The sequence below is a fragment of the Algoriphagus terrigena DSM 22685 genome, assembly GCF_000429445.1.
GTDB lineage: Bacteria > Bacteroidota > Bacteroidia > Cytophagales > Cyclobacteriaceae > Algoriphagus > Algoriphagus terrigena.
The window spans coordinates 14,594-28,567 of record NZ_AUBW01000025.1; the positions used below are offsets into that span (position 1 = coordinate 14,594).

The 13,974-nt window shown below is 49.5% G+C and carries 14 protein-coding genes; 7 read left to right on the top strand and 7 right to left on the bottom strand.

Features of this window, described 5'->3' with window-relative positions; translation table 11 throughout:
* Positions 1 to 59: 59 nt before the first annotated feature.
* The gene (locus tag G459_RS0120155) at positions 60 to 482 is read left to right on the top strand and encodes a hypothetical protein (protein ID WP_035456506.1); all 423 of its coding nucleotides are present in this window, start codon (positions 60 to 62) and stop codon (positions 480 to 482) included.
* On the opposite strand, the gene G459_RS0120160 is transcribed toward G459_RS0120155, so the two are convergent.
* Genes G459_RS0120160 through G459_RS0120170 form a run of 3 tightly spaced genes read right to left on the bottom strand, consistent with a single transcriptional unit; the run spans position 479 to position 2,096 of the window.
* Positions 479 to 928 (bottom strand): c-type cytochrome, encoded by a 450-nt coding sequence (locus tag G459_RS0120160; RefSeq protein ID WP_026969259.1) that lies wholly within the window; start codon positions 926 to 928, stop codon positions 479 to 481. The genes G459_RS0120155 and G459_RS0120160 overlap by 4 nt on opposite strands.
* Positions 925 to 1,557 carry an SCO family protein gene (locus G459_RS0120165; protein ID WP_026969260.1) on the bottom strand — a complete coding sequence of 211 codons (633 nt, stop codon included), beginning with the start codon at positions 1,555 to 1,557 and terminating at the stop codon, positions 925 to 927. The genes G459_RS0120160 and G459_RS0120165 overlap by 4 nt, the downstream gene beginning before the upstream one ends.
* Positions 1,554 to 2,096: a CopD family protein gene (locus G459_RS0120170; RefSeq protein ID WP_026969261.1), complete on the bottom strand. Its 543-nt coding sequence runs from the start codon at positions 2,094 to 2,096 to the stop codon at positions 1,554 to 1,556. The genes G459_RS0120165 and G459_RS0120170 overlap by 4 nt, the downstream gene beginning before the upstream one ends.
* Before the next feature lie 54 nt (positions 2,097 to 2,150).
* Here G459_RS0120170 and G459_RS0120175 point away from each other — a divergent pair, with 54 nt between their 5' ends.
* The 3 genes from G459_RS0120175 to G459_RS0120185 are packed head-to-tail and all read left to right on the top strand — an operon-like array spanning position 2,151 to position 4,299.
* Positions 2,151 to 2,552, top strand: a complete 402-nt coding sequence (locus G459_RS0120175) for a hypothetical protein (RefSeq protein ID WP_026969262.1) — start codon at positions 2,151 to 2,153, stop codon at positions 2,550 to 2,552.
* Positions 2,552 to 3,550 (top strand): methylmalonyl Co-A mutase-associated GTPase MeaB, encoded by a 999-nt coding sequence (gene meaB / locus G459_RS0120180; RefSeq protein WP_035456507.1) that lies wholly within the window; start codon positions 2,552 to 2,554, stop codon positions 3,548 to 3,550. The genes G459_RS0120175 and meaB overlap by 1 nt, the downstream gene beginning before the upstream one ends.
* Positions 3,547 to 4,299 carry a DUF3298 and DUF4163 domain-containing protein gene (locus G459_RS0120185; protein ID WP_026969264.1) on the top strand — a complete coding sequence of 251 codons (753 nt, stop codon included), beginning with the start codon at positions 3,547 to 3,549 and terminating at the stop codon, positions 4,297 to 4,299. Before meaB ends, G459_RS0120185 begins: the two co-directional genes overlap by 4 nt.
* Before the next feature lie 64 nt (positions 4,300 to 4,363).
* Here the strand turns inward: G459_RS0120185 and dnaA are convergent, their stop codons facing one another.
* Positions 4,364 to 5,779 carry a chromosomal replication initiator protein DnaA gene (gene dnaA / locus G459_RS0120190; protein WP_026969265.1) on the bottom strand — a complete coding sequence of 472 codons (1,416 nt, stop codon included), beginning with the start codon at positions 5,777 to 5,779 and terminating at the stop codon, positions 4,364 to 4,366.
* A gap of 369 nt (positions 5,780 to 6,148) precedes the next feature.
* On the opposite strand from dnaA, the gene G459_RS0120195 reads away from it, so the two are divergent.
* The 3 genes from G459_RS0120195 to G459_RS0120205 are packed head-to-tail and all read left to right on the top strand — an operon-like array spanning position 6,149 to position 11,027.
* Positions 6,149 to 7,540, top strand: a complete 1,392-nt coding sequence (locus tag G459_RS0120195) for a methylmalonyl-CoA mutase family protein (RefSeq protein WP_026969266.1) — start codon at positions 6,149 to 6,151, stop codon at positions 7,538 to 7,540.
* Entirely contained in the window at positions 7,537 to 9,657 is a 2,121-nt protein-coding gene (gene scpA / locus G459_RS0120200) for a methylmalonyl-CoA mutase (protein WP_026969267.1), read from the top strand. Before G459_RS0120195 ends, scpA begins: the two co-directional genes overlap by 4 nt.
* A 26-nt stretch (positions 9,658 to 9,683) precedes the next feature.
* Positions 9,684 to 11,027: an AGE family epimerase/isomerase gene (locus G459_RS0120205; protein ID WP_026969268.1), complete on the top strand. Its 1,344-nt coding sequence runs from the start codon at positions 9,684 to 9,686 to the stop codon at positions 11,025 to 11,027.
* A gap of 10 nt (positions 11,028 to 11,037) precedes the next feature.
* On the opposite strand, the gene G459_RS0120210 is transcribed toward G459_RS0120205, so the two are convergent.
* The 3 genes from G459_RS0120210 to G459_RS0120220 are packed head-to-tail and all read right to left on the bottom strand — an operon-like array spanning position 11,038 to position 13,974.
* Complete coding sequence (locus G459_RS0120210) at positions 11,038 to 11,367, bottom strand: AtuA-related protein (RefSeq protein WP_026969269.1); 330 nt, start codon at positions 11,365 to 11,367, stop codon at positions 11,038 to 11,040.
* Positions 11,364 to 12,686: an acyclic terpene utilization AtuA family protein gene (locus tag G459_RS0120215; RefSeq protein WP_026969270.1), complete on the bottom strand. Its 1,323-nt coding sequence runs from the start codon at positions 12,684 to 12,686 to the stop codon at positions 11,364 to 11,366. Before G459_RS0120215 ends, G459_RS0120210 begins: the two co-directional genes overlap by 4 nt.
* Before the next feature lies 1 nt (position 12,687).
* Positions 12,688 to 13,974: a CitMHS family transporter gene (locus tag G459_RS0120220; protein WP_026969271.1), complete on the bottom strand. Its 1,287-nt coding sequence runs from the start codon at positions 13,972 to 13,974 to the stop codon at positions 12,688 to 12,690.

The following is a 13,974-nucleotide window of genomic DNA, read 5'->3' on the forward strand; positions in this document are numbered from 1 at the left end:
AGCGAATTTTAACTAAGGAAAGAAAAAATTGTACCTTTGAGAAGCAAAAACTGAATTTGATGAAGTTTATTCGTATTAGTTTGATTTTTAGTCTGTTGATTTTTTTTCAGGCCTGCGGGCCGACTCAGGAAGATTTGAATCGTGAAAGAAGAGCTGAGGTCATTGCCGTTCACGATGAAGTGATGCCAAAATTGGGCCAGCTCAAGACATTGGAGAAAAGAGCAATTCAAAAGGCGGGAGAATTGGCGGCCATGGACTCTGTGGATTCGGATCAGATCAAGCGCCTCGAAGGCCTTGCCGTCGAATTGAATCAGGCATACGAAGGAATGTTTGACTGGATGCACCAATACGAACCGGAGGACAAAGGGGAATCTCCCGAGGCGATCGCCGCCTATCTGGAGGAGCAGATGGTCTCAGTCACCGAGGTTAACAAAGCCATCAAAGGCGTTTTGGCGAAATCAGATTCCCTGTTGGTCGACTAGTAGCCTTCAGGTTTTTCTCTCAGGTAGGACTCGGTGTCGCTACTCGTGATTATGCCCTCTTTCATTCCCCAGATATTATAGAGATAAGTGGCGATTTGTGCGATTTCCAGCGGTTTCAGCGTTGGATTTGGCGGCATTGCCTGATCAAATTTTTGTCCGTTTACCGTGATTTCTCCGGATTGTCCATTTCGGATAATCCATGCCGAGCGATGAACGCTCTCTTTGAAGTAGTCGGCATCCCTCAGCGGGGGAATCAGCTTTCCCAGTCCCCGGCCATCGGATTGGTGACAGTTGGCGCAGTGGGATTCGTATAGGGCTTTCCCCGGAATGGCATACTGCATCACCTCAGGGTCAGAGATCTGCGCCAGCGTGTTTTCTTCGTTGCTGGCTTTTGGAGCACAGGAAAAAGCCAAAAGCATTCCAGCTAAAGCCAAAGAAATCCTCATTTCCCAAGGAGTTTTGGAATGTCGGCGATCAGACGGTCCACCTGATCTGCTTTGGTTCCGTCATACACCCCGCGGATCCTCCCCTCCCCATCTACCAGCAGAAACGCTCCGCTGTGCAAAAATCCCCCCGGCTCCAGTTGGTCTGCCATGGCGGTCGTCAGGTAGCTGGTCTGGCCGATTTCGAAGATTTTCTCCTGATCGCCCGTTAGGAAATTCCAGGTGTCAGCATTATCGATTCCCAGTTTTTCTGCGAAATCTTTCAGCACGGCGGGAGTATCATAGGCAGCGTCCAGCGAGTGGCTGAGGATCTTGAAGTCAGGATTGTCTCCGTATTGCTCATAAACCCGAAGCATCTGCTTTTTCATAATTGGGCAGATGGTCGGGCAGGAGGTGAAAAAGAAATCAGCGACGTAGATCTTGCCTGCGACTTCAGCATTGGTAACCGTGTCGCCGAGTTGATTCACAAAAGAAAAATCGGCAATCCTGTGGTAGACCGTGTCCTGGTTTTCGTCCACATGCCGCTCACCCAAGATCGGAAGTTCGGCCGGCGAGGTAGCTTCTTCTTTGGCGGGCTTGCAGGCAAATCCGATCAGAAACAGGAGCCCAAGAAGTAGTTTGGTCGTTTTCATTGTGGGTTTTTAGTTCGGTATTTTTTATAGAGCCGGATTCCGAGCATCAGTGAGACCGCCAATCCGATGAGTCCTGCCACGCCCCAGACCATGCTGAGGGTGCTTTTGAGTACGATCAGAAAGACGATTGCAAAAAGCAAGATCGTAGAGGCTTCGTTCCAAATCCGGAGTTGGGTCGAGGTCCAGCGGGCTTTTCCGGCCTGAAGTTCTTTGAACAGCACGTGGCAGAATCCGTGATAGCAATACAGCAAAAACACGAATCCCAATTTCGCATGCATGAATCCGAGCTCCATATATCCCCAACGGTAGCTGAGCACCCAAGTTCCGAAAATCAGCGTCAGCACTGCCGAGGGCCAGGTGATGATGTGCCACAGCCGGCTTGCCATCATGTCCAGTTGAGGCTTGAGGATGTTTCGCTCTGCTTCGGGTTTTTGCAGCGCTTCAGTTTGGTAGATGAAGAGTCTGACGATGTAAAAAAGCCCTGCAAACCAGGTGACTACAAAGATGATATGAAGCGCCTTGATGTACTCGAAACCCATTGTCAGAATTTTGGGCTAAATTAAGGCCTAAAGCCCACAAACCCTCCAAAGTTTTTGAAAAGGAACAAAGTCATTTTCTATCTCATCGGATTCGCCGTGCTGATCTTGCTGGTGCAGATCGTCCGATCCAGTTTTTCAAATCCCGGAATCGAGGCGTTCGAGGGGAAATACGAAGAGCTGGGTTTTTACCGAAATGAAAACAATACCGGGCCGGTGGTCCGGGTGTACGCGATCCGTGCTTTGGATACCGATGAAGCGTGGATGCGGGAGTTTGCCATTGCGCAACCCCACACCAAATACGGACGGACATTGGTTTTTTTCTTTTCTCCTGAGCTGAAAGAAAAAGTCGCCCTGAGCCCACAAGAGCCCTTTTTCTCTGCCGAATTACAGCCTTATCTGCTGGCAAGGTTTGAAAAGACCCCGATGGGTGAGGATCGTTTTGTCAAGGAAAATTGATGAAAAAGCGCCTTGATCTGAAAGCCTACCGGGACGGAATCCTCTCCGGCAGCCGGGTGATCCTCAGTCAGGCCATCACCCTGGTGGAGAGCGCGTTGGAATCTGACCAGGCGATCGCTTCAGACCTGATTCAATCGCTGATCGCCCATACCGGTAACTCAATCCGGATCGGAATCACCGGAGTGCCGGGCGTGGGGAAAAGCACTTTTATCGAGGCGTTTGGTAAGATCCTGTTGGACCAGGGGAAAAAGGTCGCCGTGCTCGCCGTTGATCCCAGCAGCCAGCTGACTGGGGGGAGCATTCTCGGTGATAAGACGCGCATGGAAAATCTATCCTCCGACAAACGGGCTTTTATACGGCCAAGTCCTTCAGGAACAACCTTGGGTGGGGTAAGCGGCAAAACCCGGGAAGCGATGTTGCTCTGCGAAGCGGCTGGGTTTGATGTGATCTTGGTCGAGACGGTGGGGGTGGGACAAAGTGAAACTGCCGTGAAAAATATGGTTGATTTCTTCCTTTTGCTCATGCTCGCCGGCGCAGGGGATGAACTGCAAGGAATCAAAAAGGGAATCATGGAAATGGCCAATGGGCTGGTGATTCACAAAGCGGACGGAGATAACCTGGGTCCAGCCAAGACAGCGAAAAGCAATTACCAAAACGCGCTGCATTTGTTGCCTTTAGCCGAAAACAACTGGTCACCAAAGGTGATTTTGGCTTCTTCCGTCTCGGGAGATGGGCTGGACAAGGTCTGGGAGATGATCAGAGATTTTGAGGAAAAGATGAAGGCCGGCGGCTTCTGGGAAAGCAACCGCGCGAACCAACGACTGGATTGGCTGAATAATCAGATTCAGCTGTTGTTGCAGCAAAATTTCTTGAAAAATCCCAAAGTCAAGCAATTAATTGCAGATGAAAAAGAAAATGTTCAGTCAGGGAGACTCAACCCTGGAACATTGGCCAAAAACTTGATTGATGTATTCCTCTCCAATCAATCTACTACATGAGAAATCTAATTCTGCTCTTGCTTTTTGCTGCTTTTTCTTGTGCCCCAAAGTCTGAGGACACATCTTCCAGCCTCCGCGATCAAATTACATTCAAAACCACTTCGTTGACGAAAGAGGAATGTGTAGATGACAATTGTGCGAAAGTGAGCCTTCACTGGCCGGTGGCGTCCGGTCCGGAATTGACCGAGAATATCAACCGGGTAATCAGGGACCAGATGGCGTTGTTGGTTCAGACGGGTGAGGATGCAGCTCCGATGGATACCTTGGTGTCGAAGTTTTTTCAATCATATAAAGAGTTTAAATCAGATTTTCCCGAATCAAGTGGCGGCTGGGAGATTGAGGCAGAAGGAGAGGTCAGCTATGAGTCCGACAGCACCTTAAGTATTCATTTCACCCAGTTCAACTTCATGGGAGGCGCTCACCCAAACAGTTCAGTTTCTTTCTTGAATTTCGATCCGGAGAGCGGCGAGGTGATTGGAGATGATCGGCTGGTGGCGGATGATTCCCTGCTTTTTCAAAAAGTGGAAAAGAAGTTCAGGGAGTTTCACCAAGTCGCGGAGGGGGTAAGTTTAGAAGAAGACGGCCGTTTTTTTATCCCGGAAACCGGCTTTTATGTAGCAGGGGCGAAAGGCTTCAAAGACGGGAAGTTTTGGGTGATCTACCAACCCTACGAGATTGGGCCTTATGTGTTGGGGTACACCGAGCTTGAGTTTAGCAAAGAAGAACTGGGCAACTTAGTCCGCTGGTAAAAGCAGATTTGAGGTTAGATATATGAAATTCGGGATTCACCAATTTCAAATCCAGAATCTCAAATCAATAAGATCTCATCTTGAATTTTTTCTTCAGCTCATTGACTGAGTTTCGGAAGCCAGAATCCGTTTCGATCATGTCATTGACCGTCTGCACGGCGTGTATGACGGTGCTGTGATCCCGGCCGCCAAAGTGATAGCCGATTGACTTGAGCGAGTGATTGGTGAATTCCTTGGAAAAATACATCGCTACCTGACGGGCAATCACGATTTCCTTCTTTCTCGTCTTGGCCTTCAGCTCGTCGACGTGAATGGAATAATATTCAGAGACTGACTTTTGGATAAATTCAATCCCAACCTCTGTTTCAATGTCTTTGATGAAGTTTTTGATCACCGTCTTTGCCAGTTCGAGGCTGACCTCGACACGGTTGAGCGAAGCATGTGCGATCAAGGAGATCAAAATCCCTTCCAGTTCACGAACGTTCGTGTCGACCGAATAGGCGAGGTATTCGACCACATCGTCAGGAATCAAAATCCCCTCAGACTGCATCTTTTTCCGGATGATTGCCACGCGGGTTTCGAAATCCGGCATCTGAAGATCCGCGGTCAAACCCCATTTGAAACGGGAAAGCAAACGCTCTTCCAGTCCCTTCAGATCCCTAGGCGGACAATCTGAGGTCATAATGATCTGCTTCTTGTTTTGATGCAGGTGATTGAAGATGTGGAAAAACATCTCCTGGGTTCGGTCTTTCCCCGCCAAAAACTGGATGTCGTCGATGATCAGGACGTCCACCTGCATGTAGAAATTGGTAAAGCTCTTTACGTTGCCATCCTTGATGGAATCCATGAACTGATTCACGAATTTTTCAGAAGAGACATAGAGCACAAACTTGTCTTCCGGGCCGTTTTTGATCTCGTTTCCGATGGCTTGCACCAAGTGGGTTTTTCCCAAGCCAACTCCGCCATAGACCATCAGAGGATTGAAAGAGGTGATCCCAGGCTTGGTCGCGACGGCAAAACCCGCCGAGCGCGCCAATCGATTGCAATCACCCTCGATATAGGTGCCAAAGGTGTAGTTTTGGTTCAGATTGCTTTTGGTCAGCATGTCCGCATCCAGCGACTGCATCTCAAAAGGCGTCCTTACTTCCTGCTGTGCTCCCGGTTTCTTGGTGTTGGAGTTTCCCTGCGGATAAGAAACCGCGATGGGCTGATTGTTCGAATTGCCCTTGTCCACCACGACGGCGTATTCCAAGCGTCCGGTCTGCCCTAGGGTTTGTTTGATGGCGAGCTTGAGGACTTGCACATAGTTATCCTCCAGCCATTCGTAGAAAAATTGGCTTGGAACCTGAATGGTCAGACTCGAACCTTCCAGTTTGACTGGATTGATCGGTTTAAACCAAGTTGAAAAGCTCTGCTCGTTGACGTGTTGTTCTATAACACGCAGACACTCATTCCATACGGCGCTAGCTTCCAAACTCATTTAGAAAAGATTTGCTTGTATTCTTGTAACCCCCGAGCGAAAGCAGGGGCGTCAAATTTGTGGAAAATTAACTTAAATAAAAAATCGATTTCGGCTTGAAAAAGTCAATAATTGGAGAATTTTCGCCAGTCTCAGAATATTATTTGGCTGTGTATTTTATTCTAGTTTATTTCCTTCTTGAACGGTTCGATTGTGGGAATTTCCTCTTGTGGAAAAAGAAAAAGACCTGCTTTTTAACTAGCCGTTGAAAATCAACCGATTAGAATTGTTGCCACCAAGTTTGATTTTCGATTCATTTTCGAAATTGATTTCTGCATGCAATCCGTATTTTTGATTTTATCCGAATGAACGGTTTAACGATGCCCAGCTATGCCCTTTGATCTTTTCAGCGAGTTTCCTCAATCAACTAAAGAAAGCTGGAGTCATCAGGCGATTCGGGATTTGAAGGGGAAGGATTTTGATCAAAGTTTGAAGTCCCACCTTTGGGAGAGAGTCGAACTCGATCCTATCTATACCCGGGAGGATTTGAACGGAGAAGTACCTGTCCAACACAGATTTCATAAAGAATCAGAAATCCCGGGTTTACCGCCCCGGCAGTGGGCCAATGTCGTCAGCATCTTCCCCGGAGATTCGGCTGAGCAGATCCTTGATGTACTCGAAAACGGCGCGGAGGGACTGGTGCTCCATCTCTCGGGGTTTGAAGACTTGATCGGGATGTTGAAAGGCGTCAAGCCAGAATACATTCCCATCTTCATCCAGCCGATAGGCAATCCCATTGCAGCCATGAATGCCTTCTCGACTTGGGTTGAAGATCAAAATACCCCGGCAGACCAGATTACCGGTGGGCTGCTTTGGACCCCCTCGGATCTAGTGTTTGATCAAGGTGCCGAATACGGACTTGCGGTGGAGATTTTTCAGGAGCTTTTGGAGTTGGCAGAGCCCTTCCCTAATTTCAAATCCTTTACGCTGAAGACATCCCGTTATACCGAGGCTGGAGGAAATCCCTTGGATGCGGTGATCTTTGGTTTGGGAGAACTGATCGAGTTGATCGATCTCAGTGGAGAAAGTCCGGAGAAAGTCTTCAAAAAGATGCTGTTGGAGGCTTCTGTCGGTGATTCCCATTTCGGAGAGATCGCAAGGCTGAAGGTATTCCGAGAATCAGCGATCGCGTTATGTAGATTGTATTCAATTGAGTTGGATGAAAGTGATGTGACGCTGCTTGCTCAGACCTCTCATTGGTCCAAATCCATCTTGGATACGAATTCCAATCTCATCCGTCAGACCTACGAAGCGATGGCTGCAGTCTTAGGCGGAGCAAATTTGCTCTGGACAAAACCGATTTTGGAAGACAGCGCGAGTGACTTGGAGAAAAGAATAGCCAGAAATGTATCGTTGATTCTAAAGGAGGAAGCTTATCTGGATAAGGTCATAGATCCAGCTGCCGGTTCTTTCTTTTTGGAGAATTTGCAGATGAAAATCCTAGCGGAGTTTCAGGATGGACTCAGAATTCTCGAGGAAAAAGGAGGCTGGCTTGCTGTCCTCAAATCCGGAGAAATCCATTCGACGGTCAGATCACACCGTGAGAAAATCCAGAATGAAGTTGCCGGGGGTCATATCTCTAAGATTGGAGCTAACAAATTTCCAGCAACGGGGACGCTGAACGATGACTTGGAATTTGAGTTTTTCGAAGAGAAATCACACGAACTCAAACCGGTCCGGGCGAGCTATCTGACAGAACTGCAAAACCAAAATATGCTATGAGACCTGTCCTGACCAATTGGAAGATCGAATCGGGAAAGGAAGGCCTGTCCTCTCAAGATAAGCCCTGGGACGCGCCCGAGCAGATTTCCGTTCCGGCTGACTTCGAAGCGGAGGGAATTTACCGGCTCAGCCATGTAGATTTTTCGGCTGGGATTCCTCCCTTTCTCAGGGGGCCATACTCCACAATGTACATTCAGCGGCCCTGGACGATCCGGCAATATGCGGGCTTTTCCACGGCCGAGGAGTCAAACGCGTTTTACCGAAAAAACCTGGCCGGTGGACAAAAAGGATTGTCTGTTGCCTTTGATCTGGCGACACACCGGGGATACGATTCGGATCACCCCAGAGTACAGGGAGATGTAGGCAAGGCCGGTGTCGCCATCGATACGGTGGAGGACATGAAGATTCTTTTTGACCAAATTCCGCTGCATGAGATGTCCGTCTCGATGACGATGAATGGCGCGGTGATTCCAATTTTGGCGTTTTACATCGTCGCAGCTGAGGAACAGGGCGTGAAGCCCGAGCAGCTCTCGGGTACCATCCAGAATGATATCCTGAAGGAGTTTATGGTCCGAAACACCTATATCTATCCGCCTCTTCCCAGCATGCGGATCATCGGGGATATCTTTGAGTTTGCTTCCCAACGAATGCCCAAGTTCAATTCGATCTCAATCTCCGGCTATCATATGCAGGAGGCAGGCGCTACCGCCGATTTGGAATTGGCCTATACGCTCGCGGACGGTTTGGAATACCTGCGAACCGGAATCAAAGCAGGGCTGGATATCGATGATTTTGCACCAAGGCTTTCCTTTTTCTGGGGGATCGGCATGAACTACTTTATGGAAATCGCCAAGATGCGGGCCGCACGGCTGCTCTGGGCAAAGATCGTGAGGCAGTTCAATCCGAAAGACCCCAAATCGCTCGCACTAAGAACCCATTGCCAGACCTCCGGCTGGTCATTGACGGAGCAGGATCCCTACAATAATGTGACGCGGACAGCGGTGGAAGCTTTGGCAGCCGTCATGGGACACACGCAGTCGCTGCATACCAATTCCCTCGATGAGGCGATTGCTTTGCCGACGGATTTTTCCGCAAGGATTGCCCGAAACACCCAGCTGATCCTCCAGGAAGAAACTGGGATCACGCAAGTGGTCGACCCTTGGGGCGGATCTTATTATGTCGAATACCTGACAGATCAGCTGGTGCAACGGGCTTGGACCCTGATCGAAGAAGTGGAGGCGCTGGGCGGAATGGCCAAGGCCATCGAGACCGGTTTGCCAAAGCTTCGAATCGAGGAAGCGGCTGCGAAAAAGCAAGCCCGGATAGATAGCGGCCGCGATGTGATTGTTGGCGTGAACCGCTATCAGGTGGAGGAGAAAAGCCAAATCGAGGTGCGGGACGTAGACAACGATGCCGTACGGGAATCGCAGCTCGCTAAGCTGAATACTGTCAAATCTTCGAGAAACCAGCAGGAAATGGAGGAAAGTCTGAGTTTGATAACCGCAGCCGCGCAATCTGGGAAAGGCAATTTGCTGGCGCTGGCAGTCGACGCTGCCCGGAAAAGAGCTACTTTAGGAGAAATCTCCCTTGCAATGGAGAAGGCTTTCAGCCGTCACAAAGCCCAAACGCAAGCGATATCGGGTGTATATTCAGCAGAAGTGAAAAATCAGGATTCTTTCAAAAAAGCTCAGGCCTTGGCCGATCATTTTGCCGAACTCGAAGGTCGAAGGCCGCGGATAATGGTTGCCAAGATGGGTCAGGACGGGCACGACCGGGGAGCGAAAGTGATTGCAACCGGGTTTGCTGACTTGGGTTTCGATGTGGACATCGGACCGCTCTTTCAGACCCCGCAGGAAGTTGCCGAGCAGGCGGTCGAGAACGACGTGCACCTCGTGGGAGTTTCCTCGCTTGCAGCCGGGCACAAGACGCTAATACCGCAGTTGATTCAGGCATTGGGTGACTTGGGTCGCCCGGATATCCACGTGGTGGCCGGTGGGGTGATTCCTCAAAAGGATTACAGGTTTTTGTTTGATGCCGGTGTGATTGCCGTGTTCGGCCCCGGCACGGTGCTGTCTGAAGCGGCGATTGAGATTCTTGAAAAGTTGATGAGCGATTAGATTTCGTTTTTCTAGCAATAACCTTTATGAAAAACCTTCCCTTCCTACCAGCGCTTGCAGTTATGCTGGCTTTTTTTTCCTGCCAAAAGGAGGATCCCAAACCGCTCCTCTCTGATCAAATCGGCCATCACCTTCGGACGGAAGTACTGGACAAATGGTATCCGCAGGCGATTGATACCGTGGATGGAGGGTTTCTGAGTACTTTTTCCTACGACTTCAAGCCGGTAGGTGATCAGGAAAAGATGATCGTGACCCAATCCCGTCACGTCTGGACCAATGCTAAAGCCGCCGAGCGCTATCCCGAGGTTCCCTATTATGCGGAAGGGGCTAGGCATGGCTATATCTTCCTGCGGGACAAATTCTGGGATGCGGAAAACGGAGGCTTCTTTTGGCTTTTGGATAAAAAAGGAAACGTCAAAGGTGACTCCACCAAGACAGCCTACGGCAACGCTTTCGGGATTTATGCCTTAGCTGCTTACTACAAGCAAAGTGGAGATCAAGAGGGATTGGAGCTTGCAAAAAAGGCATTTTACTGGTTGGACTCGGGTGCTCATGATCCGGTGTACAAAGGCTATTTTCAGCATTTGGACCGCTACGGGAAGCCGATAACCCGACCGATGGACACACCAAGCACTTCTGATTTGGGTTACAAGGATCAGAACTCCTCTATACACATATTAGAAGCATTCGCCGAACTGTATCAGGTATGGCCGGATGAGCTGCTGCGTGCCCGACTCGAGGAGATGCTGGTCTTAATCCGGGACACGATCGTCACCGAACAGGGACATTTGACTTTGTTTTTGTATCCGGACTGGAAACCGGTGAGCTTTGCTGATTCTTCCGAAGCAGTGATTGAATCGCATCATCAGCTCGATCACGTTTCCTTCGGGCATGACGTGGAGACTGCGTTTCTAATGTTGGAGGCTTCGCATGTCTTGGGAAAGAATGACGATCAAAGGACCTTGACAGTCGCCAAAAAGATGGTTGATCAGGCTTTGAAACTGGGTTGGGATGCGGAAAAAGGCGGGTTTTACGACCAGGGGTATTATTTCAAAGACGGTTATCGGGTCACTCATCCTACCAAAAACTGGTGGGCGCAGGCGGAAGGCTTGAATTCCCTGCTACTTTTCCATGAGTTATATCCCAACGATCCAAATGACTACTACGGCAGGTTTCTCCAGCTTTGGAACTACACCGACACCTACCTGATTGACCACGAATATGGCGACTGGTACTCGGGAGGATTGGATCAACAGCCCGAGCTCAAGACGGCAAACAAGGGCGGAATCTGGAAGGGAATCTACCATCACTACCGATCCCTCGATGCGGTGATCGAACGCTTGAAAAAGATGGAGAAAACCACCGAGTGAGATCCTCAATCTAAATGGGTTTGCCTACTGGAAACTCTATTTCCATTTCCAAAAGCGCATAGCTCAGACTTTTGCCATGAGCATCCATCGCAAGCGAAGTGGTCACTCCGCTGGTTAAAGCCTCAAAACAGGTGAATTGAAGGGCTTTGAGCTCAGGTAGCACATGCCGAACTATTTCTCCTTTCACCTGATGGCCAAGGTGCGTTTTCACTTTTTCTGTCGTGATGTTTTCCACCAAAAGAGCAAAATCTCTTTCATCAAATGGAATCAGAGACAGGATCAGTGTATTTCCCTTATCCCCTGCCCGGCTGTGAGCGATGGTTGCAAGTTTTTGTTTCATGATTCCAGGATTTGAACGGTGGATTTGATCAGCTTTCGATCCATCAAAATCGAAACCACGCCGATCACTTCGTGGATGTACTTTCGGGCTCCACCGCCTCCGGCCGGGCCATTGGTGTAGAGGGCTTCCACTTCTTCGCCCACCAAATGGGCAAGGGATCGATCTTCGGTTTTTCCGGCGATTCTCAGTCGGATTTCATAGGGCTGGCAATCCTGCGAAAGGGACATTCCATGCAGAGAGCTCAATCCGATATAATCCACACGGAATTCATCAAAGCGTCCCGCAATCCGTTTTTCAACGATTTCACCGGCAAGTTTTGCCCGTTGCAAGGCATGGGCACCGGCATAGGAGATTTCTCCTTCGCCGATATATCCCGCCTCGTAGCCGACGCTGACTTTCAGGGTTTCGGGCTTTTCTTTTCCGGTGCCTCCAGTGACCTGAATCAGATTTGTTTGGAGCTCTTCCAATCGGATCGAGCGAAAATCCGCGACCACATCCGGGGTGAAATAATTCCCAGGATCGATCACTTCGTAAAGGAGTTGTTCTTTGGCAGTTTGGACGGTGATAGCTCCTCCCGTGCCGGTTATCTTTGAAATCACCCCCGATCCATACTGATTTATTTCCACCAAGGGATGTCCCAAAATATGCATGTCCGGGATTGGTTTTGTCACAGGATCGGCAAAATAACCTCCGGTGATCTGCCCGGCACATTCGAGCAAGTGACCGAGGACGGTTCCTTTTCCCATCAAATCAAAATCCATTGGATTCCATCCAAATTCATGGATCATGGGAGCCAAAAACAAGGACGGATCGGCCACACGACCAGTCAAGATGATCGTCGCATCAGTTTGCAAAGCAGGGAGAATGGCGTCGACTCCAAGATAGGCATTTGCCGAAACCAGATTTCCGTAGGAATTGAGGGCTTTGTTTCCCTCCATGGAAAGTTCCTCACCCGAGATCCGATCAAAAACATCATCTCCGAGGACTACCGCTACTTTTATTTTTAGCCCTTGGCGTTTGGCGATTTCGATGATCTTGGCTGCTCCAGCCAAAGGATTTGCAGCGCCCATATTGGTGATGAGGCGGGTTTGGTGCTGGATCAAAAGTGGAAGCAAACCTTCCATTCTCCGCTCAAGGAGGACATCATATCCGGCAGTTGGATCTTGCTGTTTTCGTTTTTGTGCCAAAGCAATGGTTCGTTCGGCGAGGCATTCGAGGACCAAATAGTCCAGGTTTCCCTTTTCGCACAGGATCAATGCCGGTTCGATCCGATCACCTGAAAACCCCGCCCCACATCCGATTCTGATTTTTTCTGTCATACTATACTGAGATTATCCCCATCAAAACCGATACAAATAGAATCACTAAAGTGACCAGAAAGGCTAATGGAATGGTCTTTTTCTGGTGGTCCCCGAGATCCACTCCTGCCAGTCCGACGAGGAGAAAAGTTGATCCTGTCAGCGGGCTGACGGGAAATCCCGTGGTCATCTGTCCCATGATGGCAGCCTGCCCAACCTCCAATCCGCTGACTCCAAAATGCTCTGCCGTGGAAGAAAGCAAAGGCAAAATGCCAAAATAGAAGGAATCAGGATCAAACAGCAGGCTGGCTGGCATGGCTATCAATCCAGTCAAGAGAGGCAGTTGTCGGCCCATTTGTTCGGGAAGAAATGTCTCCACGGTTCCGGCCATTGCCTCCATCATGCCGCTTCCTTTGAGGATGCCTGTGAAGCAGCCTGCGGCAAATAGGATGCTGGCCATCAGCATGGCTTCCTTGGCGTGGGCGTCGATTCGCTTTTTTTGCTCCTCCACCTGAGGAAAATTCAGCAAAAGCGCCAGTGCAAATGCAATCATAAATACTACATGGGGCGGTGCCCAAGCGAGAATAATACTGGTGATGGCGGCGAATATCAGCAGCAAATTGATCCAAAACAGCCGAGGTCGATGGAGGGGATTTATGGAGGAATCAATTTGAGGCGCCAAGTCGACGACGATGCCCAAGAGGCGGTTTTTTTCTTTTTTCCCCAGCCAATAGGCAATCAAAAGAACAGTCAGTAAGCCCGCGAAGAAAGGAATTAGGATTGGGTTGAAAAGCTCCGTGACCGGGACATTCAAAGCCGATGCAGCGCGAATCGTAGGTCCTCCCCAAGGCAGGATATTCATCGTGCCTGCAGACAAGGCTACGATACAGGCAAGCGTGATGCGCTTCATACCCAGCTGATCATAAATGGGGACCAAAGCAGGAACCACCACCAAGAAAGTCACCGCTCCAGATCCATCCAGGTGAATCATCATCGACAAGATCGCAGTCGCCAGCGCGATTTTGATGGGGTCATTTCCTGCTATTTTCAGCAATTTCGCAATGATCGGTTGGAAAGTGCCGGCATCCAGCAGTATGCCGAAAAATAAGATGGCGAAGACGAACATGACTCCCGTCGGGGCGATCGTCAGCAATCCTTCTCCGATCATTGCAGGTAATTCTGTGAATTTCCCCGCTAAGATTCCCGTGAAGATGGGAATCAACGTCAGCGCAATGACGGGAGAGGCTCTTTTGGTAATTACCAAAAACAGGAGCAGGACTATCGTAAACAAGCCAAGGAATGCGAGCAT